This window comes from Haliea sp. (assembly GCF_040221975.1).
Taxonomy (GTDB): Bacteria; Pseudomonadota; Gammaproteobacteria; order Pseudomonadales; family Halieaceae; genus Haliea.
Genome location: NZ_JAVJWR010000023.1, coordinates 217,740 through 243,237 on the forward strand (window position 1 = coordinate 217,740; position 25,498 = coordinate 243,237).

Annotated in this window: 27 protein-coding genes and 3 tRNA genes; 22 read left to right on the forward strand and 8 right to left on the reverse strand. The window is 62.2% G+C overall.

Annotation, left to right across the window (positions count from 1 at the left end; genetic code table 11):
* Positions 1-10 precede the first annotated feature (10 nt).
* From RLO07_RS09525 to sucD, 6 genes are all read left to right on the forward strand, one after another.
* On the forward strand, positions 11-715 hold the full coding sequence (locus RLO07_RS09525; protein ID WP_462291896.1) for a succinate dehydrogenase iron-sulfur subunit: 705 nt from the start codon (positions 11-13) through the stop codon (positions 713-715).
* Between the two features lie 63 nt (positions 716-778).
* Positions 779-3,628, forward strand: coding sequence for a 2-oxoglutarate dehydrogenase E1 component (locus tag RLO07_RS09530; protein WP_462291897.1), 2,850 nt, complete (start codon positions 779-781; stop codon positions 3,626-3,628).
* Positions 3,629-3,657: 29 nt separating this feature from the next.
* Positions 3,658-4,917: a 2-oxoglutarate dehydrogenase complex dihydrolipoyllysine-residue succinyltransferase gene (gene odhB, locus RLO07_RS09535; RefSeq protein ID WP_462291898.1), complete on the forward strand. Its 1,260-nt coding sequence runs from the start codon at positions 3,658-3,660 to the stop codon at positions 4,915-4,917.
* Positions 4,918-4,940: 23 nt separating this feature from the next.
* Complete coding sequence (gene lpdA, locus RLO07_RS09540; RefSeq protein ID WP_462291899.1) at positions 4,941-6,380, forward strand: dihydrolipoyl dehydrogenase; 1,440 nt, start codon at positions 4,941-4,943, stop codon at positions 6,378-6,380.
* A 109-nt stretch (positions 6,381-6,489) separates the two neighbouring features.
* Positions 6,490-7,659 carry an ADP-forming succinate--CoA ligase subunit beta gene (gene sucC / locus RLO07_RS09545; protein ID WP_462291900.1) on the forward strand — a complete coding sequence of 390 codons (1,170 nt, stop codon included), beginning with the start codon at positions 6,490-6,492 and terminating at the stop codon, positions 7,657-7,659.
* A gap of 1 nt (position 7,660) precedes the next feature.
* A complete protein-coding gene (gene sucD / locus RLO07_RS09550; protein WP_462291901.1) occupies positions 7,661-8,536 on the forward strand; it encodes a succinate--CoA ligase subunit alpha in 876 nt (291 codons plus the stop codon).
* Between the two features lie 53 nt (positions 8,537-8,589).
* On the opposite strand, the gene RLO07_RS09555 is transcribed toward sucD, so the two are convergent.
* Entirely contained in the window at positions 8,590-9,498 is a 909-nt protein-coding gene (locus RLO07_RS09555; RefSeq protein ID WP_462291902.1) for a GGDEF domain-containing protein, read from the reverse strand.
* Positions 9,499-9,562: 64 nt separating this feature from the next.
* The gene (locus RLO07_RS09560) at positions 9,563-11,083 is read right to left on the reverse strand and encodes an alpha/beta hydrolase domain-containing protein (RefSeq protein ID WP_462291903.1); all 1,521 of its coding nucleotides are present in this window, start codon (positions 11,081-11,083) and stop codon (positions 9,563-9,565) included.
* Between the two features lie 124 nt (positions 11,084-11,207).
* Between RLO07_RS09560 and htpG the strand changes: the two genes are divergently transcribed.
* Together htpG and RLO07_RS09570 are read left to right on the forward strand one after the other, a co-directional pair.
* Positions 11,208-13,127, forward strand: a complete 1,920-nt coding sequence (htpG, locus tag RLO07_RS09565; protein WP_462291904.1) for a molecular chaperone HtpG — start codon at positions 11,208-11,210, stop codon at positions 13,125-13,127.
* A gap of 214 nt (positions 13,128-13,341) precedes the next feature.
* Positions 13,342-13,911: a DUF4892 domain-containing protein gene (locus tag RLO07_RS09570; protein ID WP_462291905.1), complete on the forward strand. Its 570-nt coding sequence runs from the start codon at positions 13,342-13,344 to the stop codon at positions 13,909-13,911.
* A 38-nt stretch (positions 13,912-13,949) separates the two neighbouring features.
* Here RLO07_RS09570 and folE read toward each other — a convergent pair whose 3' ends face one another.
* Positions 13,950-14,543, reverse strand: coding sequence for a GTP cyclohydrolase I FolE (folE, locus tag RLO07_RS09575; protein ID WP_462291930.1), 594 nt, complete (start codon positions 14,541-14,543; stop codon positions 13,950-13,952).
* A gap of 125 nt (positions 14,544-14,668) precedes the next feature.
* Between folE and prmB the strand changes: the two genes are divergently transcribed.
* Genes prmB through RLO07_RS09590 form a run of 3 tightly spaced genes read left to right on the forward strand, consistent with a single transcriptional unit; the run spans position 14,669 to position 16,963 of the window.
* Positions 14,669-15,589, forward strand: coding sequence for a 50S ribosomal protein L3 N(5)-glutamine methyltransferase (prmB, locus tag RLO07_RS09580; protein ID WP_462291906.1), 921 nt, complete (start codon positions 14,669-14,671; stop codon positions 15,587-15,589).
* Between the two features lie 37 nt (positions 15,590-15,626).
* Positions 15,627-16,733, forward strand: coding sequence for a chorismate synthase (aroC, locus tag RLO07_RS09585; RefSeq protein ID WP_462291907.1), 1,107 nt, complete (start codon positions 15,627-15,629; stop codon positions 16,731-16,733).
* Positions 16,734-16,741: 8 nt separating this feature from the next.
* Complete coding sequence (locus RLO07_RS09590; RefSeq protein ID WP_462291908.1) at positions 16,742-16,963, forward strand: hypothetical protein; 222 nt, start codon at positions 16,742-16,744, stop codon at positions 16,961-16,963.
* An 18-nt stretch (positions 16,964-16,981) separates the two neighbouring features.
* On the opposite strand, the gene RLO07_RS09595 is transcribed toward RLO07_RS09590, so the two are convergent.
* Positions 16,982-17,503, reverse strand: coding sequence for a glycine cleavage system transcriptional repressor (locus RLO07_RS09595; protein WP_462291909.1), 522 nt, complete (start codon positions 17,501-17,503; stop codon positions 16,982-16,984).
* Positions 17,504-17,574: 71 nt separating this feature from the next.
* Here RLO07_RS09595 and RLO07_RS09600 point away from each other — a divergent pair, with 71 nt between their 5' ends.
* From RLO07_RS09600 to RLO07_RS09620, 5 genes are read left to right on the forward strand one after another with little or no spacing between them, the layout of a single operon-like run.
* Complete coding sequence (locus RLO07_RS09600) at positions 17,575-18,372, forward strand: class I SAM-dependent methyltransferase (RefSeq protein ID WP_462291910.1); 798 nt, start codon at positions 17,575-17,577, stop codon at positions 18,370-18,372.
* 3 nt (positions 18,373-18,375) lie between these two features.
* Positions 18,376-18,630 carry a YheU family protein gene (locus RLO07_RS09605; RefSeq protein WP_462291911.1) on the forward strand — a complete coding sequence of 85 codons (255 nt, stop codon included), beginning with the start codon at positions 18,376-18,378 and terminating at the stop codon, positions 18,628-18,630.
* The gene (tusA, locus tag RLO07_RS09610) at positions 18,630-18,866 is read left to right on the forward strand and encodes a sulfurtransferase TusA (protein WP_462291912.1); all 237 of its coding nucleotides are present in this window, start codon (positions 18,630-18,632) and stop codon (positions 18,864-18,866) included. Before RLO07_RS09605 ends, tusA begins: the two co-directional genes overlap by 1 nt.
* Positions 18,867-18,872: 6 nt before the next feature.
* Positions 18,873-19,451, forward strand: a complete 579-nt coding sequence (locus RLO07_RS09615; RefSeq protein WP_462291913.1) for an elongation factor P hydroxylase — start codon at positions 18,873-18,875, stop codon at positions 19,449-19,451.
* On the forward strand, positions 19,448-20,584 hold the full coding sequence (locus RLO07_RS09620; RefSeq protein WP_462291914.1) for a 4-phosphoerythronate dehydrogenase: 1,137 nt from the start codon (positions 19,448-19,450) through the stop codon (positions 20,582-20,584). Before RLO07_RS09615 ends, RLO07_RS09620 begins: the two co-directional genes overlap by 4 nt.
* Before the next feature lie 70 nt (positions 20,585-20,654).
* On the opposite strand, the gene RLO07_RS09625 is transcribed toward RLO07_RS09620, so the two are convergent.
* The 3 genes from RLO07_RS09625 to RLO07_RS09635 form a co-directional block, all read right to left on the reverse strand.
* Positions 20,655-20,730, reverse strand: a tRNA-Gly gene (locus RLO07_RS09625).
* Between the two features lie 134 nt (positions 20,731-20,864).
* A tRNA-Glu gene (locus RLO07_RS09630) sits at positions 20,865-20,940 on the reverse strand.
* Positions 20,941-21,022: 82 nt separating this feature from the next.
* On the reverse strand, positions 21,023-21,400 hold the full coding sequence (locus RLO07_RS09635) for a PA2817 family protein (protein WP_462291915.1): 378 nt from the start codon (positions 21,398-21,400) through the stop codon (positions 21,023-21,025).
* A gap of 71 nt (positions 21,401-21,471) precedes the next feature.
* Here RLO07_RS09635 and RLO07_RS09640 point away from each other — a divergent pair, with 71 nt between their 5' ends.
* The 6 genes from RLO07_RS09640 to tnpB all read left to right on the forward strand — a co-directional run bounded on the left by RLO07_RS09640 (position 21,472) and on the right by tnpB (position 25,089).
* Complete coding sequence (locus RLO07_RS09640) at positions 21,472-22,389, forward strand: ABC transporter ATP-binding protein (protein ID WP_462291916.1); 918 nt, start codon at positions 21,472-21,474, stop codon at positions 22,387-22,389.
* Entirely contained in the window at positions 22,386-23,159 is a 774-nt protein-coding gene (locus RLO07_RS09645; RefSeq protein ID WP_462291917.1) for an ABC transporter permease, read from the forward strand. The genes RLO07_RS09640 and RLO07_RS09645 overlap by 4 nt, the downstream gene beginning before the upstream one ends.
* Positions 23,160-23,167: 8 nt before the next feature.
* A complete protein-coding gene (gene queF, locus RLO07_RS09650; RefSeq protein WP_462291918.1) occupies positions 23,168-23,983 on the forward strand; it encodes an NADPH-dependent 7-cyano-7-deazaguanine reductase QueF in 816 nt (271 codons plus the stop codon).
* 73 nt (positions 23,984-24,056) lie between these two features.
* Positions 24,057-24,144: transfer RNA gene (locus RLO07_RS09655), tRNA-Ser, on the forward strand.
* Positions 24,145-24,391: 247 nt separating this feature from the next.
* A complete protein-coding gene (locus RLO07_RS09660) occupies positions 24,392-24,757 on the forward strand; it encodes a transposase (RefSeq protein WP_462291919.1) in 366 nt (121 codons plus the stop codon).
* The gene (tnpB, locus tag RLO07_RS09665; RefSeq protein ID WP_462291920.1) at positions 24,754-25,089 is read left to right on the forward strand and encodes an IS66 family insertion sequence element accessory protein TnpB; all 336 of its coding nucleotides are present in this window, start codon (positions 24,754-24,756) and stop codon (positions 25,087-25,089) included. Before RLO07_RS09660 ends, tnpB begins: the two co-directional genes overlap by 4 nt.
* A 110-nt stretch (positions 25,090-25,199) precedes the next feature.
* Here tnpB and RLO07_RS09670 read toward each other — a convergent pair.
* On the reverse strand, positions 25,200-25,498 hold a 299-nt coding region (locus RLO07_RS09670; protein WP_462291921.1), incomplete at its 5' end, for a hypothetical protein.

Below are 25,498 nucleotides of genomic sequence, written 5' to 3' on the forward strand. Positions count from 1 at the left end.
GGTCACAATCATGTTGCAAGTAAGCATTTATCGCTACAACCCGGAAACCGACCAGAAGCCCTGGATGCAGGATTTCCAGTTCGACACCGAAGGCAAGGACCTGATGGTGCTCGACGTGCTCGAGCAGCTCAAGGCCCAGGACAGCTCGGTGACCTATCGGCGCTCCTGTCGCGAAGGCGTATGCGGTTCCGACGGCCTGAACATCAACGGCAAGAACGGGCTGGCCTGCATCACGCCCCTGTCCGAGACCGTGAGGAACAACAAACTGGTGATCCGTCCGCTGCCGGGCCTGCCGGTGATTCGCGACCTGGTCGTCGACATGAGCCTGTTCTACGCCCAGTACGAGAAGATCCAGCCCTATCTGCAGAACAATACGCCGGCGCCCGCGATCGAGCGCCTGCAGTCGCCGGAGGACCGGGCCAAGCTGGACGGTCTTTACGAGTGTATACTTTGCGCCTGTTGTTCCAGCAGCTGCCCCTCGTTCTGGTGGAATCCGGATCGCTTTGTCGGTCCCGCGGGTCTGTTGCAGGCCTATCGCTTTCTGGCGGACAGTCGCGATACCGCCACCGACGAACGCCTGTCGCGGCTGGATGACCCCTTCAGCGTGTTCCGTTGTCACGGTATCCAGAATTGTGTCAATGTGTGTCCCAAGGGCCTGAATCCGACCCGCGCGATCGGTCACATTCGCACGATGCTGCTGACCCGGGCGACCTGAACAGGCACACGGTGAAACCAGCCGGGTCACCGCCGGCGTGAAACTTCAACCCGGAAGGGCATGATGCAAGACAGTCCAATGGAGCTCCTGCGCAGGAGCTCGCATATCGCCGGCGGCAACGCCAGCTACGTGGAGGATTTGTACGAATCCTATCTCCTGGACCCCAATGGGGTTCCGGAACAGTGGCGGGATTATTTTGACAAATTGCCGCGGGTGGATTCGTCCTCGGCTTTGATCCAGGACATTCCCCACTCCACGATCCGCGACCGTTTTGCCCAGATCAGCAAGATGCGCGTGCGCACCGAAGCCACTGTGGCCCACGATTCCCAGGCCACCGAATACGAGCGCAAGCAGGTCAAGGTGGTGCAACTGGTTTCGGCCTATCGCCAGCGCGGCCACCAGAAGGCCAGCCTGGATCCCCTGAATCTGCATACCCGGGAACACATACCGGACCTGGACCTCTCCTTTCATCAGCTTTCCGCCGCGGACCTGGAGACAGTGTTCCAGACCGGCAGCATGTATATCGGCAAGACAGACGCAACCCTGGGTGAGATTGTCGAGGCCCTGGAGCGCACCTACTGCCACACCATTGGCGCCGAGTTCATGCACATCGTTGATACCGAGCAGCGGCACTGGATCATGCAGCGCATGGAGTCCGTGCGCTCGGCACCCAACTATTCCGAGGACATTCGCAAGCAGCTGCTGCGGCGTCTGATCAAGGCGGAGGGGCTGGAGAAATCGCTGGGTTCCAAGTATCCCGGCACCAAGCGTTTTGGCCTTGAGGGCAGCGAGTCACTGATCCCGATGCTGTCGGAAATGGTACAGCGCAGCGGTTCCTACGGCGCCAAGGAAATCGTCATCGGCATGGCTCACCGCGGTCGTCTCAACGTGCTGGTCAACATATTTGGCAAGAACCCGTCGGACCTGTTCGCGGAATTCGAGGGCAGGGCGGTCTACGACAAGTCCGGTGACGTCAAGTATCACCAGGGCTTTTCGTCCAATGTGATGACCGAGGGTGGGGAAGTGCATCTCGCTCTGGCTTTCAACCCCTCGCACCTGGAAATCGTGTCGCCGGTGGTGGAGGGGTCAGTGCGCGCCCGTCAGGACCGTCGCCAGGACCCGAAGGGCGATACGGTCGTGCCCATCGTGATTCACGGCGATGCCGCCTTTGCCGGTCAGGGCGTGGTGATGGAAACCTTCCAGATGTCCCAGACCCGGGGCTTCAAGACGGGAGGCACGCTGCATGTGGTGTTGAACAACCAGGTCGGGTTCACCACCAGTGACCGCCAGGACGCACGCTCTACCGAATACTGCACCGATGTCGCCAAGATGGTGCAGGCGCCGATTTTCCACGTCAACGCCGACGATCCGGAAGCGGTGCACTTCGTGACCCACCTGGCAGTGGATTTCCGCAACGCGTTTAATCGCGATGTGGTCATTGATCTCATTTGCTACCGGCGCCGCGGTCACAACGAGGCCGATGAGCCGGCAGTAACCCAGCCACTGATGTATGAGCGGATCCGCAAGCACAAGACCACCCGGGACCTGTACGCGGCCCGCCTGATAGAGCAGGGCGTGATCACAACCGAGGACGACGAGTACCTGGTGAACGCCTACCGGGAGTCCCTTGACCGCGGCGAGCCGCTGGTGAGCGGCCTGGTATCGGAGCCCAACGCCAGCCTGTTTGTGGACTGGACGCCGTATCTGGGCCACGAATGGACCCTGCACTGTGATACCCGCATGGAGTTGCACGCCCTGCAGACCCTGGCTCACGATACCAATCTGGCACCGGAGAACTTTCCGCTGCAGCGCCAGGTCGCCAAGATCCTGGAGGACCGCCGCAAGATGGCCGCGGGTGCCTTGCCACTGAACTGGGGCGCCGCCGAAACCCTGGCCTATGCCAGCCTGCTGCAGGCGGGATATCCCGTGCGCCTGACCGGCCAGGATGTAGGTCGAGGCACCTTCTCCCACCGCCATGCGGTACTGCACAACCAGAAAGACGGCAGTCGCCACATTCCCCTGCAGCACATCAGTGATGACCAGGCCCCCTTTGTCATCTATGACTCGCTGCTGTCGGAAGAGGCGGTGCTCGCCTTCGAGTATGGGTACTCGACTACCTCGCCCACGGGGCTGGTTATCTGGGAGGCCCAGTTCGGGGATTTCGCCAACGGTGCCCAGGTTGTCATCGACCAGTTCATCACCAGCGGCGAACACAAGTGGTCGCGCCTGTGTGGCCTGACCATGTTGTTGCCCCACGGTTACGAGGGCCAGGGCCCGGAGCACTCCTCCGCCCGGCTCGAGCGCTTCCTGCAGCTGTGCGCGGAGCACAATATCCAGGTCTGCGTGCCCAGCACCCCGGCCCAGGTTTTTCACATGTTGCGGCGCCAGGCCATCCGGCCGCTGCGCAAGCCGCTGGTGGTGATGTCGCCGAAGAGTCTGCTGCGGCACAAGGAGGCGGTGTCCTCGCTGGAAGATCTCGCCAACGGCCACTTCCACAACGTGCTCGACGAGACCGACGCTATCGACAAGAACGCGGTCAAGCGGGTCGTCCTCTGCAGTGGCAAAGTCTACTATGACCTGCTTGCGGTACGCCGCGAGCGGGGTATTGAGAATGTCGCACTGATCCGCCTGGAACAGCTGTACCCGTTCCCGGAGGCGGAACTGCTGCAGGTGCTGGCCAACTATCCCAATATCACCGAGGCGGCCTGGTGCCAGGAAGAGCCCCAGAACCAGGGTGCCTGGTATTCCAGTCAGCACCACATGCGACGGGTAATGTTCGCGCACAAGAAGGAGGTGTATCTGAGCTATGTGGGGCGCGATCCCTCGGCCTCGCCCGCGGCTGGCTACATGGCCCTGCACCTGGCGCAACAGGAACAGTTTATCAATGACGCCCTGTCACCCACCGGGTCCTGACAGCGCCAGCATTTTCCAAAGGAACTGAAATGGCTATTGAAATCAAGGCGCCGACTTTCCCCGAATCCGTAGCAGACGGGGAAATTGCGGCCTGGCACAAGCGGGAAGGCGAGGCGGTCTCCCGCGACGAGCTGATACTGGAGATCGAAACCGACAAGGTGGTGATGGAAGTGGTAGCGCCGGAAGACGGCGTCATCAAAAAGATTCACGCAGCAGAGGGTGACACCGTCCAGAGTGAGCAGCTGCTGGCGGTACTGGAGCCCGGCGCGGCCGCCACTGGCGACGCTGCAGACAAGTCCGCAGAGAAGCCCGCAGCCGCCGCTTCCACAGCCCCCGACAGCGCCGCCAGTGAGAAGGCCGAGGAACTCATGGGCCCCGCGGCGCGGCAGTTGGTGGAAGAGCACAAGCTCGATCCGGCGGCGATTGCCGGTACTGGCAAGGGTGGACGCGTGACCAAGGAAGACGTGCTGGCCCATCTCAGGAAGGAGCCGGCCAAGGCTGCCGCTGCGGAGCCTGCGGCGCCTGCTTCCGTTCCCGGGGATGCGGCGCAGGCGATGCCACAGGTGCCCGTAGGCCCCACGGCCGAGCGCGTTGAAAAACGGGTCCCCATGACCCGTATGCGCAGCCGCATCGCCGAGCGCCTGCTCGAGGCCACGCGTGGCACAGCCATGTTGACCACCTTCAACGAGGTCAACATGGCGCCGGTGATGGCGCTGCGTGAAAAGTACAAGGAGCAGTTCGAGAAGACCCACAACGGCACCCGTCTCGGCTTCATGGGCTTTTTCGTCAAGGCCTGCTGCGAGGCGCTCAAGCGCTTCCCCGAGGTCAATGCCTCCATCGACGGCAACGATGTTGTTTACCACGGCTACCAGGATATCGGCGTGGCCGTGTCGACACCCGGAGGCCTGGTCGTACCAGTACTGCGCGATGCGGATTTCATGAGCCTGGCAGATGTCGAGGCGGCGATTCGCGATCTCGGTCTGCGCGCCCGCGACAACAAGCTCACCATCGATGACATGACCGGCGGCACCTTCACAGTCACCAACGGCGGTGTCTTCGGTTCATTGCTGTCGACCCCCATTCTCAACCCGCCGCAGACTGGTATTCTTGGCATGCACAAGATTCAGGAACGGCCCATGGCGGTGGACGGGCAAGTGGTGGTGCTGCCGATGATGTACCTGGCCCTGTCCTATGACCATCGCCTGATTGACGGCAAGACTGCGGTGCAGTTCCTGGTGGCGGTCAAGGACCTGATTGAAGACCCGGCGCGCATCCTGCTGCAACTGTAAATACACTGGAATTGGGACAACTAATGGCTGACAAATACGATGTAGTGGTAATCGGCTCGGGCCCCGGCGGCTACGTGGCGGCCATCAAGGCGGCCCAATTGGGCCTGTCCACCGCCTGTGTGGAGCAGTGGCTGGACGACGATGGCAAGACCCGTCTCGGGGGCACATGCCTCAACGTCGGCTGTATTCCGTCGAAGGCGCTGCTCGACAGCAGTCAGAAGTTTGTCGAGGCCCGGGACCACTTCGGCCTGCACGGTATTGGTATCAAGAAACCGACCATGGATATCGCCGCCATGATGGCGCGCAAGACCAAGATCGTGGACCAGCTGACAGGTGGCATTACCGGCCTGTTCAAGCACAACGGCGTCACCAGCATCCAGGGCCGCGGCAAGGTGCTCGCGGGCTGCAAGGTCGAGGTGACGGACAAGGACGGCAAGGTCAACGTGGTGGAGGCCGGGAACATTATTATCGCTGCCGGCTCCGTTCCCATCGCGATTCCGCCGGCGCCGGTGGACAACGAGTATATTGTCGATTCCACCGGCGCCCTGGAGTTCAGTGAAGTGCCCAAGCGTCTGGGTGTCATTGGCGCCGGGGTCATCGGTCTTGAGCTAGGCAGTGTCTGGGCCCGGCTGGGCGCCGAGGTGGTCATGCTGGAGGCCCTGGATGAGCTGTTGCCGATGATGGACGCGCAGGTCGCCAGGGAGGCCGGAAAGATTTTCCGCAAGCAGGGGCTGGATATTCGTCTTAATACCCGGGTGACCGGTGCGGAAGTGAAGGGTGGCAAGGTCGAGGTGACCTTTACCGATGGCGATGGCGAGCATGTGGAAGTGTTTGACCGGCTGATCGTCTCCGTCGGCCGCCGGCCGCGAACGGAAGACTTGCTGGCCACCGACTGTGGCGTCAACCTTGACGAGCGGGGCTTTATCTACGTCAATGATTACTGTGCCACCGAAGCACCGCATGTCTACGCCGTGGGCGATGTGGTACGCGGCCCGATGCTGGCCCACAAGGGTTCGGAAGAGGGTGTCATGGTCGCCGAGCGTATCGCCGGCAAGAAGGCCCAGCTTAACTACGACTGCATTCCCTCGGTGATCTACACGCATCCAGAGGTGGCTGCTGTTGGTCGCACCGAGCAGGAGCTCAAGTCCGATGGCGTCGACTTCAAGGCCGGGGTATTCCCCTTTGCCGCCAGCGGCCGCGCCCTGGCGGCGAACGATACCGACGGCATGGTCAAGATCATCGCCGATGCCGAGACCGACCGCATTCTGGGCTGCCACATTGTTGGCCCATCGGCTGCGGATCTGGTGCAGCAGGTCGTTATCGCGATGGAATTCGGCGCCAGTTCCGAGGATCTGGCGCTTACTGTATTTGGCCACCCGACCCTGTCGGAAGCCGTACACGAAGCTGCCCTGGCAGTGCATGGCCATGCCATTCACATCGCCAATCGCAAGCCTCGCAAGTAGACTTTGCCCGGTCGCGCGCGCATAAAACCAATTCTTGCGCAGACGAGGCACTGGGGGGTGTGGGCGCTGGCGTCCACTCCAGTAGGTAACACAAAACACAGGACAGAGCATGAACCTTCATGAATATCAGGGCAAACAGCTGTTTGCCGAATACGGTTTGCCCGTATCCAAAGGCTACGCCGTCGACTCGCCGGAAGAGGCGGTCAAGGCGGCGGAAACCATCGGCGGTGATATGTGGGTGGTCAAGGCCCAGGTTCACGCCGGTGGCCGTGGCAAGGCCGGGGGCGTCAAGCTGGTCAAGACCACGGACGAGATCCGCGACTTCGCCAACAAATGGCTGGGCCAGAATCTGGTTACCTACCAGACCGACGAAAACGGCCAGCCGGTCAGCAAGATCCTGGTGGAGACCTGCACCGATATCGCCGAAGAGCTGTACCTGGGCGCCGTGGTGGATCGTGCGACCCGTCGCATTGTATTCATGGCGTCCACCGAGGGCGGCGTGGAGATCGAGAAAGTAGCCGAGGAAACCCCCGAGAAAATCCTGCGGGCGGTTGTCGATCCGCTGGTGGGCGCCCAGCCCTACCAGGGCCGTGACCTGGCGTTCAAGCTCGGCCTGGAAGGTGAGCAGATCAAGCAGTTCGTGAAAATTTTCATGGGCCTGGCGCAGCTGTTCAAGGACAAGGATCTGGCGCTGATCGAGGTCAATCCCCTGGTCATTACCGAGCAGGGTAATCTGCACTGCCTGGACGCCAAACTGGGCGTGGACGGGAACGCGCTCTATCGCCAGCCCAAACTGCGCGAAATGCACGATCCCTCGCAGGAAGATGCCCGCGAAGCCCTCGCTGCCAAGTGGGAACTCAACTATGTGGCCCTGGATGGCAACATCGGCTGCATGGTGAACGGCGCCGGCCTGGCCATGGGTACCATGGATATCGTCAAGCTGCATGGCGGTTCCCCGGCCAACTTCCTCGATGTAGGCGGTGGTGCCACCAAGGAACGCGTCTCCGAAGCATTCAAGATCATTCTTTCCGACGCCAACGTGAAAGCGGTGCTGATCAACATTTTTGGCGGCATCGTGCGCTGTGACCTGATTGCCGACGGCGTTATTGGCGCTGTGCAGGAAATCGGTGTGGAAGTGCCGGTCGTTGTGCGCCTGGAAGGCAACAATGCAGAGCTGGGGCGCAAGGTCCTGGCAGACAGTGGACTGAACATTATTGCTGCCACCAGCCTCACAGATGCTGCCCAGCAGGTCGTCAAAGCAGCCGGAGGAGTAGCCTGAAATGAGTATCCTGATCGACAAGAACACCAAGGTAATCTGCCAGGGCTTTACCGGCTCCCAGGGCACCTTCCACTCTGAGCAGGCGATCGCCTACGGTACCAAAATGGTCGGTGGCGTGACCCCGGGCAAGGGTGGCCAGGAGCATCTGGGCCTGCCCGTGTTCAATACCGTGGCTGACGCGGTCGAAAAGACCGGTGCCGAAGCGTCGGTCATTTACGTGCCGGCGCCGTTCTGCAAGGATTCCATCCTCGAAGCTGCCAACAGCGGGATCAAGCTGATCGTGTGCATCACTGAAGGTATTCCCACGCTGGACATGCTGGATGCCAAGGTCAAGTGCGACGAGCTGGGTGTGCGCCTGATCGGCCCCAACTGCCCCGGTGTCATCACCCCCGGCGAATGCAAGATCGGCATCATGCCCGGTCACATTCACCTGCCGGGCAAGGTCGGTATTGTGTCCCGCTCCGGGACTCTGACCTATGAGGCGGTCAAGCAGACCACGGATTCCGGTTTCGGCCAGTCCACCTGCGTGGGTATTGGGGGCGACCCGATCCCGGGCTCCAACTTTATCGACATCCTGGCGATGTTCGAGAAGGACCCGGCCACGGAAGCCATTGTGATGATCGGTGAGATCGGCGGCACTGCGGAAGAGGAAGCCGCTGCCTACATCAAGGCCAATGTCAGCAAGCCGGTGGTATCCTACATCGCCGGTGTCACCGCGCCCAAGGGCAAGCGCATGGGACATGCTGGCGCCATTATTTCCGGTGGCAAGGGCACGGCGGACGAGAAGTTCGCGGCGCTGGAAGATGCCGGGGTGAAAACCGTGCGCAGTCTGGCGGATATCGGCAGTGCCCTGGCAGAGGTTACCGGCTGGAAGTAATGCCGGCCACAGTCAAATAAGCCCGCCTGGTGCGGGCTTTTTTGTTTCCGGCTTTAGAGCTTCGCGATTTCTATGCGGTTCTTGCCCTGTTTTTTGGCCTCGTACATGGCCTTGTCCGCCGCCCCCAGTATTTCCCGAATCGTATGGCTGTGGTTGCGTTCGTTGCAGTGACAGATGCCCATGGACAGCGTCACCGGCCAATGCTGCTCATGCAGTTCTCGCACTATGCTGGTGCGAACCCGCTCCAGGACGAGCATGGCATCCTCCAGATTCGCGCTCGGGTGGATGGTGGCAAATTCGTCGCCACCGATTCGGGCAACAAAGTCAGTACTCCTGCAGTCCGCCCGTATCAGCCTGGCAATGTCCTGCAGGACCCTGTCTCCAAACGCGTGGCCATAGGTGTCATTTACCAGCTTGAAATCATCGAGGTCGATAAAGCAGACAGCAAATTGCCAGCCATGCTGGCTGAGCTCGGCCAGGTCCTCTTCCAGTTCAAGGGTAAATGCGCGCCGGTTGCCGAGTCCGGTCAGGTGATCAGTGAGGGCCAGCGTACGTTCCTGCTCCAGTTCCCGGCGGATTTTTTCCTCTGTCATCTTGAGCGCCGTGGTGTCGCGGACAAAGGCCATGGCATAGGTCTCGTCGTCCAGACTGAAGTGGCTGAGCATGATTTCCACGTGGAATTCCTCGCCGTTCGCTCGTACCCCCAGGAAACGGAAACCCTGGCCCATGGGCCTGTTCGCGGCTGAGCTGAAAAAGTCCCTGACATGCTGCTGGTGCTTCGCGTGTAGTGCCTGCGGCAACAAGCGGTCCAGCCTGTCGCCACGCAGTGCTTCCCGAGGGTAGCCGAACATGCGCGCCAGCGCGGTATTGACCAGCACCAGGGTACTGTCGCGATCAACTATCATGCCGGCATCCGGCACCAGTTCCAGCAGTTCTTCCACGGTTCGACGAGTCTTCACCATGGAATTATCCACTTTAGCAGCAGGCAATGGAACCACGGTCACTCATTTTCCGGGGCGTCTGGTGTCACTCCTGCACTTGGGCCTGCCACTGGAGCGGAGCAGCCGCACGGATCCGCGCAGCGTCTTCCTCCAGCAGGAAGCCGCCGGCGATGGCTTCGTCCAGGGCTTCGGCGACGGCGGCTTCGTAGCCGGCCTGGTCGACGTAGAGGGAGGCCATTTGCGCGGCGTCGAAGAGTACGGTGGTGCCGAACAGGAAGCACAGGCGGTCGCCTTCCTGGCCCTCTCCGGAGAGTATGGCTACCGGCGCGTCCACCCAGGGGGTTCTGACGCCGCCGAGGACATTGCCGAGATCATCCTTGAGGAACGCGCTGCCGGTGTCATCGACCGCCAGCGGCTCCCCGGTGGGCGGTGGAGTGCCGTCCCGTACCCAGGTATCCAGAGCGCGCAGGGCGGCACCGAAGACCCAGGCCATGGGCCCGGCATTGACCGGGCGGGCGCAGTTCAGGAAGCCGGGAATGCCGTTGGCTTCCTCCACCAGCAGGAAGCGGGGATCTTCGCCGGTGTCCTCGCGACCGATAATGAACGAGTAGTAGTCGCCGTGGGCGGTGCCGGCGACTTCCCAGAGGCGGAACTGGTCGCTGTCGGGCTGGCGGTCGTTGATGGAGCCGAGCAGCAGCACATCGGTCTCGGTCTGGAAGTTGAACACGGGCACGTTGAGGTCTTCCCGGATCAAGACGCTGTCCGGGGTGGCGATGGGCTCCAGCGGCGACTGCGCCAGGGCCGGTGCGCCGTCGCCCCGGCTGTGCACCATGTAGCCGTCGAAGGTGTTGTATAGCGGGTGCACCGCATTGATGTAGGTGACCAGCCTGCCCGCGGACTGGGACTCGCCCATGGCGACCAGCTGCTCAATCTCGAGACCGTCGAGGAGGTCCATGTTGCCGGGTTCCCGCAGGGCCTGGGCTGCCTGGGAAAACATGTCGTAGGAGAAACTGTCACCCGGGTGGTCCAGCGATTCGTAGCGTGCCGGATTCGCGGCTTTCAGGTGCAACGGCGCCACCGGGGTCTCGCTGCCCTCGATCCCCACGCGCTGGGCCGATACGCCCACCCAGACATGGCCCTGACGCAGGATTTCCACGTGGCCGGAGCCGTAGGAGGGGCCGGTATCGAAGCCAGCGGTGACATTGAGCCACTCCACCAGCACAGTGCCGCTGAAATCTTCCGCGTCCAGCGGTTGGTAGACCACTACCCGGGTGCGATAGGGCGCGGTTTCCGCGGGCTCGACTTCCCAGGCTCCATCGCTGCCCAGTTCGCTGACATTGCGAAATGCCGTCGCCTCGCCGGCAAGGAAAAACTCGCGTTGCCGGTAGCCCACGTCGGCCAGGTCGAACGTGGTCGACAGCAGGAACAGGTTGCCCGCGTCCGGCGGATCCGCCACCTCGGGCTGCGCGATGGGCAGATAGCTTGGCGCAGGCGGTGGCTCTGGCATTGGTGCCATCGGGGCGGAGTCATTGCTGTCACTGCAGGCCGTGAGCACAAGGACGGTCAGGCCGAGGGCAAGACCGAGGTGTGGGCGGGCTGTTTTCATCGCGTTGCTCCGTGTTGTTATGAGACTAATATGCAGTAGCCTGACTTGAAAAGCCACCACTCCGCCCCCATCTGTCCAACTTGTGTGAAAAACCCGAACACCAGCCACGACACGCGAGGGAACCATGACTGCGGATGTGAAAAAAGAAACCCTGGGCTTTCAGACCGAGGCTCGTCAGCTACTGCACCTGATGATCCACTCCCTGTACAGTAACAAGGAAATCTTCCTGCGGGAGCTGATCTCGAATGCCTCCGATGCCATCGACAAGCTGCGTTTTGCCGCGCTGGCGGATGAGTCACTGCTGGAAGGGCAGGGCGATTACGCCATTCACGTTGACGTCGACAAGGACGCGAATACCATCACCATCAGCGACAACGGCATTGGCATGACCCGCGACGAGGTGATCGACAACCTCGGCACCATCGCCAAGTCCGGCACCGCCGCCTTTCTGCAAAACCTCACCGGGGACCAGCGCAAGGACTCGCAACTCATCGGCCAGTTCGGGGTGGGCTTCTACTCCGCCTTCATCGTTGCCGACCGCGTTGAAGTGCATACCCGCAAGGCTGGCGAGCCCGCCGATACGGGTGTTTTGTGGGAGTCCCACGGTGAGTCCGAGTTCTCCATCGAGGGCCGGGCCAAGGACAGCCGTGGCACCAGCATTACCCTGTTCCTGAAAAAGGATTGCAGCGAATTCGCCGACGACTGGCGTGTGCGCAGTGTGATCAAGAAATATTCCGACCACATCTCGGTGCCGGTAATGATGCTGGAGGCGGCAAAACCGGCCGCGGAGGATGCCGGGGAGGGCGACGAGACGCCTGAGCGGGAGTACAAGGCCGTGAACGAGGCCACGGCCCTGTGGACCCGTCCCCGTACAGAGATCAGCGACGAAGAGTACAAGGCCTTCTACCAGCACATCTCCCACGACTTCGAAGAGCCCCTGACCTGGAGCCACAACAAGGTCGAGGGCAAGCAGGAGTACACCAGCCTGCTGTACATCCCCGGGCGCGCGCCGTTCGACCTCTGGAACCGTGACATGGCTCGCGGTCTCAAGCTCTACGTGCAGCGTACCTTCATCATGGACGATGCGGAGCAGTTCCTGCCTCTGTACCTGCGCTTCGTCAAGGGCGTGGTGGACTCCAGCGACCTTCCGCTCAATGTCTCGCGCGAAATCCTGCAGCAGGACAGCACCGTGGACGCCATGCGCGGCGCCGTCAGCAAGCGTGTGCTGGACATGCTGTCCAAACTGGCCAAAAAGGGCGGGGAGGCCTACGCCACGTTCTGGAAAGAGTTTGGCCAGGTACTGAAAGAAGGCCCTGCGGAGGACTTCGCCAATAAGGAAAAAATCGCCAAACTGCTGCGCTTCGCGACCACCCATACCGACAGTGCGGAACAGGACCAGTCCCTGGAGGACTATGTCAGCCGCATGCAGGAAGGCCAGGATAAAATCTACTATGTGGTCGCGGAGAACTTCAATACAGCGCGCAAGAGCCCGCATCTGGAGGTGTTCCGCAAGAAAGGGATCGAAGTGCTGCTGCTCAGTGATCGCGTCGACGACTGGCTGATGAACCAGCTGCAGGAGTTCGATGGCAAGACCTTGCAGGATGTCGCCCGCGGTGCCCTGGACCTCGAGGACGACTCAGAAGAAGGCAAGGCTGAGCAGGAAAAGTTGAAGAAGGACAGCGAGGCCCTGGTCGAGCGGCTGGCGAAGGTCCTGGAGGACAAGGTATCCGAGGTGCGTCCCTCGGCGCGACTCACCGAGTCTCCGGCCTGCCTGGTGGTGGGCGATCATGACATCGGTGCCCAGATGCGGCGAATCCTCGAGGCCGCGGGTCAGCCCGTACCCGAGAGCAAGCCGATTCTTGAGATCAATCCCGCTCATCCGCTGCTGAAAATGCTGGATACCGAGGCAGATGAGAAGCGCTTTGCCGACCTCGCCCATATCGTGGTTGATCAGGCGACCCTGGCAGAGGGCGGTCAGCTGGATGATCCCGCGAGCTTTGTCAGCAAGCTCAATGCGCTATTGTTGCAACTGAGCAAGGGCTGACACAGCCGCGCAGTGCCGAGCGCGTTGCGGGCAGCAGTCCTGCGCGCGCCCCCTTGCGGTTGTTGCGCCGCAGGTCAATGGTTTGTACGGGATTCCGCACCAGCAGCGGCCGGTGCCGGGGATCTTCAGTGCTATGATGTACAGCGAACAGGCGCGGGACGGGAAGTTTGCCGTTGGTTGAGCGCCGTCCCGGTGCATCCACAAGGAGGGATCGTTGATTAATCCGGCACTTATCAGGCGTACCACCCAGTTGCTGCTGGCCGCGCTGCTGTTGGCAGGCAGCATCACCCAGGCGGAAGATACCTACCATCCGGCTGCCCTGCTGCAGGAACTGGAGCGCTATCCTCACGCTGTATCGATCGCCCGCAAGGTGGAAACCGTACGCGATCACGAGATTGGCCTGGATGCCCTGCAGAAATCCTCTGGCGACTGGATCTTTCGTCGCAGCGAACGCCTGGACGGCGAACTTGCACGCGAGACCTGGCAGATCATTGACGGCTTTGCCGCCAGGAGAGTGTTGCAGAATCTGGAGGCAGAGCTGGCTGAGGCGGGAGCGGAGCTGCTTTACTCCTGCGATGCCCGCGCCTGTGGGCCGGGTGCCCAGTGGGCCAGCCGCGTCTTCAACCAGCGTATTCTCTACGGACGCGCCGACGAGCAGCGCTATCGGGTTTATGCGGTGAGTAGCGCGGCGGGAGAGTTTCGGGTGGTGTTTTACAGCGGCGCCCGTACCACTGACCGCCAGTATCTGCACGTTGATGTTTTGAAATTGCCCCCGGAGGAGTGATCTCGCGCCCCCGCTTTGGACTGCGGGATCCGGGGGAATCAGCGGCGCAATTGCAGCAGGGAGAGAAATTCGTCGCGGGTTTTCTGCTCGGTGCGAAAACTGCCCAGCATTGCCGATGTTTTCATCAAAGAGTTCTGTTTCTCAACACCGCGCATCATCATGCACATGTGCTGGGCCTCAATGATCACGCCGACACCCTCGGCCTCGGTGACATCCATGATGGTCTGGGCGATTTCCGTGGTGAGGGATTCCTGGATCTGCAGGCGGCGGGCAAACACGTCGACAATGCGCGCAACCTTGGACAGACCCAGCACCTTGCCGGTAGGGATGTAGGCCACGTGGCACTTGCCGATGAAAGGCAGCAGGTGGTGCTCACAGAGGGAGTAGAGCTCCACATCCTGTACCAAAATCATTTCGCTGGAGTCGGAGGGAAACAGGGCGTTGTTGACGACATCTGCCACCGATTGCTGGTAGCCGCGAGTGAGGAACTCGAAAGCCTTGGCGGCGCGTTTGGGCGTGTCCGCGAGGCCGGGTCGCGAGAGGTCTTCGCCAATCGCCTCAATAATCTTTGCCCAGTTTTGTTCCACGCCCTGTCTCCTGAATTGACCGCCGCGCCGGGGCGGGCTGGCGATAGTAGCAATCGCGTCTATGCAAGGCAAACATTGGGGTCAGGTCTCGCATTGCGACAGCGCACTGATGCTACAATGCGAGACCTGACCCGCCAGTAATGGCCTCCAGTTGGCAGCTGCCGTAAACCATGAATATCGCACATGAACAGCTTCACTGCGCCACCTCCGTTGGCGAAGCCCTGGACCTGGTCGCTGCCGCGCTGGACGCGGCCGATCTATGCTACGGGCACGGTACCGACAATCCCTGGGACGAGGCAGTGCAGTTGGTGCTGGCGGTGGTGGGGTTGCCCGCCGACAGTGACAACAGCGCGCTGCCCCATCCGGTTACCCGCGAGCAGGCTGTACGCATGGCCAGTCTGTTGCACACACGCATTGAAGACCGTGTCCCTCTCCCCTATCTCACCGGGAAGGCCTTCTTTGCCGGCCTGCCCCTGCGCTGTGACCCGCGCGCGATCATCCCGCGCTCGCCCATCGCCGAGCTGGTGCTGGCCGGGTTCCAACCCTGGTACGCGGGTCCCGGCCCGGAGCGAATTCTGGATCTGTGCTGCGGTGGCGGCTGTATTGGTCTCGCCAGTGCCTGGTACCTGCCGGAAGCGCGGGTAGACCTGCTGGACCTGGACTCTGAGGCGCTGTCCCTGGCCGCGGAAAATGTCACCGACCTCGGATTGGAAGCCCGGGTCAGGGTGCTGCAATCCGATCTGTTTGCAGCCGTTGCCGGTGAACGCTACGACATCATTGTCTGCAACCCACCCTATGTCGATGCCGATGATCTTGCGGCCATGCCGCCGGAGTATCACCACGAGCCGGGACTGGCTTTGGGCTCCGGGGTCGACGGACTCGACCTCACCCGGCGTCTGCTGCAGATGGCGGAAGACTACCTGCAGCCTTCGGGCCTGCTGGTGGTGGAAGTCGGCAACAGTCAGGAAGCGCTGGAACTGGCGTTCCCGACCGTACCCTTCACCTGGCTGGAGTTCGAACACGGCGGCCACGGCGTATTTGCCCTGACTGCGCGGGAGCTGCGGGAATACCGGTCAAGCCTGCGCGGATAGCGTATACTGCAACGTTTTTGGCGGAGGCCCTCGCACCATGTCAGGCAACACCATCGGCAAGCTGTTCACGGTGACCAGCTTCGGCGAAAGCCACGGCCCGGCCCTTGGCTGTATCGTCGACGGCTGTCCTCCAGGCCTGGAGCTGGCGGTCGAGGACCTCCAGCGTGACCTGGACCGGCGCAAGCCCGGCACCTCGCGCTATACCACCCAGCGTCGCGAAGCCGATGAGGTACAGATCCTGTCGGGCGTGTTCGAGGGCAAAACCACGGGCACCGCCATCGGTCTGTTGATCATGAATACCGACCAGCGCTCGAAGGACTATTCCAGTATCGCCAGCACCTTCCGCCCGGCTCATGCCGATTATACCTACCAGCAGAAGTACGGTTTCCGCGACTACCGCGGTGGCGGCCGCTCCTCGGCCAGGGAAACCGCCATGCGGGTCGCCGCCGGCGCCATCGCGAAAAAATTCCTGCAGCAGCGCTACGGCATCCTGGTGCGTGGTTACCTGGCCCAACTGGGGCCGATCCGGGCCCAGACCCTGGACTGGGACGCAGTAGAGCAGAACCCCTTTTTCTGCCCGGACCCTGCCAGGGTGCCGGCGATGGAAGAGTACATGGCGGCGCTCAACAAGCGCGGCGACTCGATCGGGGCGCGTATCAATGTAGTCGCTAGCGGCGTAATGCCGGGGCTGGGGGAGCCGGTGTTCGACCGCCTCGACGCCGATATTGCCCACGCCATGATGAGTATCAATGCGGTCAAGGGCGTGGAGATCGGCGCCGGTTTTGCGGTTGTTGAGCAGCAGGGCAGCGAGCACCGCGACCTGCTGACCCCGGCGGGCTTTGTCGGCAACAACGCCGGTGGCGTGCTGGGCGGCATTTCCAGCGGCCAGGACATTACCGTCAGCCTGGCATTGAAGCCCACCTCCAGTATCCGTCAGCCCGGCGCCACCATCGACACCGCCGGCACGGCCATGGAGATGGCCACCCACGGCCGCCACGACCCCTGTGTCGGCATCCGTGCCACCCCGATTGCCGAGGCCATGCTCGCTATCGTGCTGCTGGACCACGTGCTGCGCCATCGCGGCCAGAACATGGACGTGGTCTGCGACACACCGGCCATCCCCGGTTCGGCGCCTGGCCACTGATGCGACCGGTGGCAAAGCGCAGGCGTCGCTACGTCCGCACCATTATCCTTGGCGTACTGGCCATGGCGGCGCTGGTGTGGGCGGCGATGGATACTTTCGAGGTGCCGCCTGAACGGCTCTGGGCGCTGTTTCTGCAGACCCTGGCGGTGGTGTTGGCGCTGATACTGGCTGCGGCCGCTGCGGCCGTCCTGTGGATTCTGCTGCGGCGCCTGTGGCGGCGTGGTGACTGAGACGGACTGGGCGCCGGGCTAGCTGGCGCCGAGGTCAATCTCGAGCGTCATGTGCTCGGCGATTGCGTCCAGCGCGTCTGCCAGCACATCCATGGATGCCGACTGCGGAATTTCTGCCAGGATGTCGGCCTGAAACATGGGCTCGCCGCTCATTGGCGCGCTGCTGACCTCACTCTCCATATCTATGACATTGACCTGCTCAGCCGCCAGCGCCCTGGAAATTTCCCGTACAATACCCGGACGGTCCGGCCCCAGCACCGCCAGGCTGATCCGGCGACCTTCACCGCTGGCAGCTCCCGCGGAGGCGGGGGTAACGCGGACGCTGATACCGCTGCTGGCCAGGGCCTTGAGGGTCTCCTGCAGGGTCTCTGCCGCGTCCTCGGGCAGCGATACCAGCACCAGACCGGCGAATTTGCCGCCCAGCTGGGACAGGTGGCTCTCGTGCCAGTTGCCGCCACAGCGCTCAATGGCGCTGGACAATTGCTCGACAAGACCCGGGCGGTCGTCGCCGATAAACGTCACGATAAAAGAAGTTTGCACGATCGGACTCCACATTCGCTGCTACAGCCCGTATATTAACCCGCAACCCCACGAGGCAGAAGGAAAGCACCATGAAATATGCTGTTGCACTGTTACTGGCGCTGGCCATTGCGCCCGCGCACGCCGAGCTCGACTGGGACAGCGCTCTCGACGGCCCCCAGCGAGCCGAAACGAACAAGGCCCGGGATGCGTCGCGCCACCCGCGCGAAACCCTGGAGTTCTTTGGTATCAAGGAGGGCATGACCGTCGTTGAGTTGTCCCCCGGTGGCGGCTGGTACACCGAGGTACTGGCGCCGCTGGTGGCGGAAAGCGGCAAGCTCTACGCTGCCCACTTCAGCCCCAACGCCGCGGGCAGCCCCTACTTCCGCAACGCCCTCGGCGGCTTCTTGCAGAAGCTGGCCGAAAACCACGAGCTGTATGGCCCGGTTGTGGTGACCGCGCTTGCACCTCCAGCGGAGACCGCAATAGCACCTGCGGGCTCGGCCGATCTGGTGGTGGCTTTCCGCAATGTGCACAGCTGGATGGGGATGGGTAGTCTCGATGGCACCCTGGCGGCTGCCTACACCGCGCTCAAGCCGGGTGGCGTGCTGGGCCTGGTACAGCACCGGGCCCAGTCCGGCGATGATGTCGAGGCCATGGCCAAGAGTGGCTACGTGACCGAAGCCCATGTGATTGCGGCCGCCGAAAAGGCGGGCTTTACCTTGGACGCCTCCAGCGAGATCAACGCCAATCCGAAAGATACCGCGGATCACCCTCACGGCGTCTGGTCACTGCCTCCGGCCCTGCGCGGTGGCGATCAGGATCGCGCCAAATTCGAAGCCATCGGCGAAAGCGATCGCATGACCCTCCGGTTTATCAAGCCGGAGTGAGTCTTGGCCAATCTGTTGGAGATACCCCCGGCGCGGCTGGCACCGGATGCTCTGGCCGGCCTGCTGGAGGAGTTTGCCAGCAGGGATGGCACAGACTACGGCGATCGCGAGCTGAGCCTCGAAGAAAAGGTAGCCAATCTGCGGCGGCAACTGGACAGCGGTGACATGCGTCTGCTCTACGACAGCGACAGTGAGAGCTGGGACCTGGTGTCCCGCGATGCGGCCCGGGCCCTGCTGGCGGGCGAGACCATCGGCTGATGCGACTCGACGCGGACCATGAGCTCGATGTCACCGGTCTTTATTGCCCGGAACCGGTAATGCTGCTGCACGGCAGCATGCGCGACATCGCCCCGGGCGAGACCCTGTGCGTGATCGCCACCGATCCCACAACCCTGCGCGATATTCCCAGGTTTTGCAGCTTTCTCGGCCACGATCTCCTGCAGCAGGTGGAAGAGGGCGGGGAAATCCTGTTCCTGCTGCGCAAGGGGGCGTAAGTCCCGATGGGTCCGCTGGCAGCCGCCCCGACTTCTGAACTCTTCAGTGCGCTGCGCCTGCAGCGCGTATTCGCCGCCTGCTTTTTCGGCTCCGAAAACACGCTGCTGTGTGGTGGCGCCGAGGAGCCGTTCTATGCGCCCGCCACGAGCTCAGGCGAGCCCCACCGGCTCTGGTATCGGGAGGATTTCTTTGCCAGCGCCCTGCACGAGGTGGCGCACTGGTGCATCGCCGGGTCGAAGCGACGCCTGCTGCCGGATTTTGGCTACTGGTATGCGCCGGAAGGACGCGATCCCGGGCAGCAGGCCGCTTTCGAGGCTGTTGAGGTGGCACCCCAGGCACTGGAGTGGTGCTTCGCCATCGCGTGTGGCTACCCTTTTCGGGTCAGCACCGACAACCTGGCGGCAGAGGGCGGCGCAGCCGCAGATCACAGCGCCTTCAAGCGGGCGGTGTGCATTGAGGCCCAGCGACGGGCCCGCCAGGGCCTGCCGCCTCGCGCCCGGCAGTTTTATACCGCTCTGGAGCTGGAGTTCGGGAACACTGTCCGTCTGACGCCAGGGCTTTTCACGCCGGGCGCCCTGTCTTGAGCGGGCTGCGCATCCTCGCGGACCGCAATATACCGGCCGTGCACGACTGCTTCGGTGATCTTGGCCCTGTCCGCACGGTCGAAGGCCGCGGTTTGCGGACGCTGGACCTGGCGGAGGTTGACGTGCTGCTGGTGCGCTCTGTCACCCGGGTTGACGAGCAACTGCTTGCGGGCACCCCGGTACGTTTTGTTGGTACCGCCACAGCAGGCGTGGACCATATCGACATTCCCTGGCTGCAGCGCAAGGGCATCGGTTTTGCCGCCGCTCCGGGAGCCAATGCCAACTCGGTGGTGGAATACGTGCTCGCGGCCATAGCCGCAGTTGACGACTTCCTGGAGTGCCTGCTGGCCGGTGGCCGGGTCGGGATTGTTGGCCATGGGCATGTGGGCAGCCTGCTGGCGCGGCGCCTGCGGGCCCTGGGTATCGCCAGCCTCCACTGCGACCCCTGGCTGGACCAGGCTACGCTGGCAACTCCCGCGAGCCTGGACGAGATTCTCGGCTGCGACGTACTGTCGCTGCACCCGTCACTGACCACCACCGACCCCTGGCCCAGCCGCCATCTGCTGGGGCCGGAGGCCCTGGCCACCCTGCGGCGGGAACAACTGCTGATCAATGCCAGTCGCGGGCCGGTACTGGCCAATGATGCCCTGCTGTCGCGCCTGCTAGCGACGCATGCGCCCCGCTGCGTGCTGGATGTGTGGGAGTTTGAACCAACGGTGTCGTCGAGGCTCCTGCAATGTGTACAGATCGGTACCCCGCACATCGCGGGCTACAGTCATGACGCCAAGCTGGCAGCGACCGGGATGCTGGCCCAGGCGTTGCGTGAGCAGTTGCAGTTAGCCTCCGCAGCGCCGGCAGGGGGTGCGCCAGCGCCTCTGGTAGAACTGCCGCCGGAACTAGCGGGCGCAGATCTGTTGCGCCACCTGTGCCGGCTTCGGTACGACCTGGCGGCGGATGACCGGCGCCTGCGCGAGGCCGTTCTGGGTGCCCCGGAAACCGCGGCCCGGGCGGCCTTCGACCGGCTGCGCAAGGACTATCCTCTGCGGCGGGAACTGGCGGGCAGCAGGGTGCGGGTGACCAACAGGGAGCAGGTGCCGCTGGTACGGGCGATGGGGGCGGTGGTGGTGGACTAGATGGAGCGGGAAACGGCCGGGGTGGCGATCCACTTCGAACTCTGAAGCCTTCAGGGCAGGGATCTTTAGATGGAGCGGGAAACCGGGTTCGAACCGGCGACCTCAACCTTGGCAAGGTTGCGCTCTACCAACTGAGCTATTCCCGCACTGTAACTCTGTAACAACTATATCACTGGTCGCCGGAACCGGCGAGGCTGGGCGCCCCCCCTCAACCTTGGCAAGGTTGCGCTCTACCAACTGAGCTATTCCCGCAGATCGGTGTAATGCTGTCTCAATTGAGTGGCGTCCCCTAGGGGGTTCGAACCCCTGTTACCGCCGTGAAAGGGCAGTGTCCTAGGCCACTAGACGAAGGGGACGCAAAGGTCTCAATCGAGAGGCGCGCATTTTAGGTAGTGAGCCGAAGTACGTCAATACCCGGGGACAGTTTTTTGCGCGAAATCAGGGCAGTTGCAGACGCGCGCTCGCCTCGGCCCGATAGTCGAAGGTGGCACCGCGCTCTGCCGCTGCCAGGCGCTCCTCATCCAGGGCCTGGAACGTGGCGATTTCCTCATCGGTCATTACGTGCAGACAGTCTCCACCCAGGAACCACAGCAGGGTGCGGGGAAAGGTGGGGGCGAACTCCGGGTGGTGGCTGAACAGGCGCAGGGCCAGGGCGGTGCCATGGCGGTACAGATCTGCCTCGGGCAGGGCCAGGCATTCCTCCGCCAGCAAACGCAGCGGATCCTGCTCGTCGAGGGCGGCGGTGCGGCGGGCCAGGGTGCGGGAGAATTCATGCCACAGTCCGCGGCAGTACTGCAGGTATTGGATATCGTCCATTGTCTCGTTCGGTAGGTCGATTGCGGGTACAATAGCGGGCTTTCATTTTCCCGTAGTTGCAATGAGGCTGCATGATACCAGCACTGACGATTGAAAATCTCACCAAGGAATACGGCAGTGGCCTGAAGGCGCTCAAGGGCATCAGCCTGGAAGTGCAGCAGGGCGATTTCTTCGCCCTGCTCGGGCCCAATGGGGCAGGCAAGTCCACCACTATCGGCATCATTTGTTCCCTGGTATCCAAGACCAGTGGCCGGGTGGCGGTGTACGGCACCGACATCGACGTCGACTTCGCCGGCGCCAAGAAAAACATCGGTATCGTGCCCCAGGAATTCAACTTCAACATGTTCGAGAAGGCCTTTGACATTGTCGTCAACCAGGCCGGTTACTACGGCATGCCCCGCGAACTGGCGGTGCAGCGCGCCGAGAAGTACCTGCGGGAACTGGGCCTGTGGGACAAGCGCGACGTGCCCTCGCGGATGATGTCCGGTGGCATGAAGCGGCGCCTGATGATCGCCCGCGCCCTGGTGCACCAGCCGCGGCTGCTGATCCTCGACGAGCCCACCGCCGGCGTCGATATCGAAATGCGCCGCTCCATGTGGGACTTCCTCAAGAAACTCAACCGCGAAGGCACCACCATCATCCTCACTACCCACTACCTGGAGGAGGCCGAAGCGCTTTGTCGCAATATCGCCATTATCAACCATGGCGAAATTGTCGAGCACACGTCCATCCGCGATTTGCTGCGGCGCCTGCACCGGGAAGTGTTCATCTTTGATGCGGTTGATGCATTGCCCGAATCGGTAGTTGTCGATGGCTTCAGCGTGCGTCGCGTGGACGACAACACCCTGGAGATCGAAGTCGAGAAGGGCCAGCATATCAACGAAGTTTTTGCCGGCCTCAATAAGGCCAACATCAGGATCAGCAGCATGCGCAACCGCGCCAACCGGCTTGAAGAAATGTTTGTCAACCTGGTGGAGGGCGCGGCATGAGCCTGCGTGAACAGTACATCGCGCTGATGACCATCCTGCGCAAGGAGATCAAGCGCTACCTGCGAATCTGGACCCAGACCCTGCTGCCGTCGGCCATTACCATGTCTCTGTACTTCGTGATCTTCGGTTCGCTGATCGGCTCCCGCATCGGCGACATGGGCGGTTTTACCTACATGCAGTTTGTGGTGCCAGGCCTGATCATGATGGCGATCGTGACCAACTCCTACTCCAACGTGGTGTCGTCTTTTTTCGGCTCCAAATTCAATCACAGCGTGGAAGAGCTGCTGGTGTCGCCTACGCCCAACTACATCATCCTGCTGGGCTATGTGATTGGTGGTGTGACCCGGGGCCTGCTGGTCGCCATTATTGTTACCATCGTGTCCCTGTTCTTTACCCAGCTGCACATGCACAATTTTTTCGTGGTAGTGGTCATCGTGCTGATGACATCGATCCTGTTCGCGCTGGCCGGCTTCATCAACGCCGTCTACGCCAACAATTTCGACGATATCTCCATCATTCCGACGTTCGTGCTGACGCCACTGATCTACCTCGGGGGCGTGTTCTACTCCATGGATCTGCTGCCGGAATTCTGGGCCAACGTGTCCAAACTGAACCCGCTGGTATACGTGGTGAACGCTTTCCGTTACGGGGTCCTGGGCGTGTCCGATGTCAGCCTGGGTTTCGCCTTCGGCATGATCGCCTTCTTCACCGCACTCGCCTGGTTCTACAGCATGCACCTGCTGAATACTGGCAAGCGGCTGCGGCAATAGGCGCTGGTGTGAACAACGATGACCTGTTGTTGGGCCGGCAGGTACCGGTGGTGGGCCACTACGCACCGGAGCTGCTGTTCCCGATACCCCGGCGCGAGGCCCGCGACGCCCTCGGTCTGCGCCAGCCGCTGCCCTTCGACGGGGTGGACATCTGGCACGCCTATGAACTGTCCTGGCTGGACAGCAACGACAAGGCCCAGGTGCGGGTAGGGCGCTTCAGCATCCCCGCCAGCACGCCCAACCTGGTGGAGTCCAAGTCTTTCAAGCTGTACCTGAACTCCCTCAATAACGCGGTATTTGATGACGACACCGCGGCGCTCGCCTGCATTGTCCGCGATGTCAGTGCCGCGGCCGGTGGCCAGGTCGCGCTGGCGGTGTTCGACCCCGATGACCCGGCAATTGCCCCGGGCCAGCCCAGTGGCGAGTGCATCGACAGTGCCCCGGGCCGCTGGCCCCGCCGCGAACCCGAGGCCACAATGCTGCGCTGCGACCCGGCCAGGGTGGTTGAAGAGCAGCTATACAGCCACCTGCTGCGCTCTCTCTGCCCTGTCACCGGCCAGCCCGACTGGGCCACCCTGTGGCTGCACTACCGCGGGCCGGCCCTCGAGCAGGCCGCACTGCTCAGCTATATCCTGGCCTACCGCGAACACCAGGAGTTTCACGAACAGTGCGTTGAGCGCATCTTTCGCGACATCCAGCAGCGCTGCCGGTCCGAGTTCCTGCACCTGCAGGCCTTCTACACCCGCCGCGGTGGCCTCGACATCAATCCCTTCCGCAGCAGCGGCGGCGGCCAGCCACCCTGGCTGCGGCTCGCGCGGCAGTAGGCCGGCAATTCACGCGAAAGTCCCTCCCGGGACTGGTAACGGGCAGCGATTGTGGTAACATTCGCGCCCTTACGGTGAGGTGGCCGAGTGGTCGAAGGCGCACGCCTGGAAAGTGTGTAACGGGCAACCGTTCGAGAGTTCGAATCTCTCCCTCACCGCCATTTTTAGGCTCTACCGGCTCTACCCACTGGCTCTACCCACTTAACGGGGGATGGGCCGGTTTTCACAGAAATGGACCCCATAAATTGGACAGCTGAATAAGTGCATCCTCGGGTCATGCCGCCAGCCTGGCAGCATCCTGATAGTACACATTGTCCGGTGTACGGTAACCGTCCGGTAAACCCATCTTCCTGAGCCCCGCGAACTGCGTAAGCTAGGTGCCCACCTAATCCTAAGTGGGCACCTGATATGGATAACGAAGCGTCTGTTCCCAGAGTCATCAAGCGGCGCCGTCGCTATTCGGCGGGGTTCAAGCACCGCGTGTTGACTGAGTGCCAGCAGCCAAACACCTCGGTGGCGGAGGTCGCGCTGCGCCATGGGCTGAACCTCAACCTGGTCCACAAATGGCGCCAGTTATCGCCGGTCGATGGTGCCGGGGAATTTGTGCGGCTACCTGCGCCCGCCAAAGCGCAATCCAATCCCCGCCAGAGCGTAGCGGGAGTTTCGCCCACTGTCAGCATCCGGCTGGATGCGCCGCGCGGCCCGGTCACCGTGGAATGGCCATTGAGCGAGATAGATCTGTCGGTTGTCTGGCTGAAGGCCATCCTGCAGTGATACAGATCGGCGAGATCCGGCTCGCGCGTGAACCCCTCGATATGCGGGCCGGTCCCGATACGGCGCTGGCCCGAGTCATCAACAGCTTTGGCGAAGCCCGGCACCACTGTGCCTACGTATTTGCCAATAAGCGCGCCAATCGGATGAAGGTGCTGGTGTGTGATGGCTTTGGTATTTGGCTCGCCTCACGCCGGTTACATCAGGGCAAGTTCATCTGGAGCGCCCCGCGAACGGGTGGTGTGGTCACGCTCGACAGTGCACAACTAAAGGCTCTCGTGGTCGGCTTGCCCTGGCAATACGCCGCGGCCAACCACGTCATTGACCGGCAATAGCGCAGAGCAAAAACAGGCGCGGCAGTCTACGCAAATAGTTGATCTGGTGCCGTGTCCGATTCCTTGGCACAGTAGCGGTCATGGAATCACGCACCGATCTCACACAGCTCTCAGAGGATCAGCTCCGCCAGATGGCCGCGCAGCTGATTACCCAGCTGGGTGATCAGCAGGCGCAACATGCTGCCGAACTCAGCCAGCGCGACAAGACTCTGAAGCACTACAAAATCCGTAAAGTCCCTGGCCGTTTTACGGACGAAGGCTTCCTTAGCCCCAATGTTGCACGAGTGCGCTGGTGAAGGCGATATTTTTGCCGCTGCGATTCCGTAGCGCGCAGCCAGCCGCTTGTTTGTGTATTTTTCAGTCGTTTTTGGTGTTTTTGCTTTTTCCAGGCACAGCTCCCCCAACCCCC

Coding starts and splice junctions, on each gene's coding strand:
- RLO07_RS09525 (WP_462291896.1), top strand. CDS start 11: ATGTTGCAAGTAAGCATTTATCGCTACAACCCGGAAACCGACCAGAAG.
- RLO07_RS09530 (WP_462291897.1), top strand. CDS start 779: ATGCAAGACAGTCCAATGGAGCTCCTGCGCAGGAGCTCGCATATCGCC.
- odhB (WP_462291898.1), top strand. CDS start 3,658: ATGGCTATTGAAATCAAGGCGCCGACTTTCCCCGAATCCGTAGCAGAC.
- lpdA (WP_462291899.1), top strand. CDS start 4,941: ATGGCTGACAAATACGATGTAGTGGTAATCGGCTCGGGCCCCGGCGGC.
- sucC (WP_462291900.1), top strand. CDS start 6,490: ATGAACCTTCATGAATATCAGGGCAAACAGCTGTTTGCCGAATACGGT.
- sucD (WP_462291901.1), top strand. CDS start 7,661: ATGAGTATCCTGATCGACAAGAACACCAAGGTAATCTGCCAGGGCTTT.
- RLO07_RS09555 (WP_462291902.1), bottom strand. CDS start 9,498: ATGGTGAAGACTCGTCGAACCGTGGAAGAACTGCTGGAACTGGTGCCG.
- RLO07_RS09560 (WP_462291903.1), bottom strand. CDS start 11,083: ATGAAAACAGCCCGCCCACACCTCGGTCTTGCCCTCGGCCTGACCGTC.
- htpG (WP_462291904.1), top strand. CDS start 11,208: ATGACTGCGGATGTGAAAAAAGAAACCCTGGGCTTTCAGACCGAGGCT.
- prmB (WP_462291906.1), top strand. CDS start 14,669: ATGAATATCGCACATGAACAGCTTCACTGCGCCACCTCCGTTGGCGAA.
- aroC (WP_462291907.1), top strand. CDS start 15,627: ATGTCAGGCAACACCATCGGCAAGCTGTTCACGGTGACCAGCTTCGGC.
- RLO07_RS09600 (WP_462291910.1), top strand. CDS start 17,575: ATGAAATATGCTGTTGCACTGTTACTGGCGCTGGCCATTGCGCCCGCG.
- tusA (WP_462291912.1), top strand. CDS start 18,630: ATGCGACTCGACGCGGACCATGAGCTCGATGTCACCGGTCTTTATTGC.
- RLO07_RS09615 (WP_462291913.1), top strand. CDS start 18,873: ATGGGTCCGCTGGCAGCCGCCCCGACTTCTGAACTCTTCAGTGCGCTG.
- RLO07_RS09635 (WP_462291915.1), bottom strand. CDS start 21,400: ATGGACGATATCCAATACCTGCAGTACTGCCGCGGACTGTGGCATGAA.
- RLO07_RS09640 (WP_462291916.1), top strand. CDS start 21,472: ATGATACCAGCACTGACGATTGAAAATCTCACCAAGGAATACGGCAGT.
- RLO07_RS09645 (WP_462291917.1), top strand. CDS start 22,386: ATGAGCCTGCGTGAACAGTACATCGCGCTGATGACCATCCTGCGCAAG.
- RLO07_RS09660 (WP_462291919.1), top strand. CDS start 24,392: ATGGATAACGAAGCGTCTGTTCCCAGAGTCATCAAGCGGCGCCGTCGC.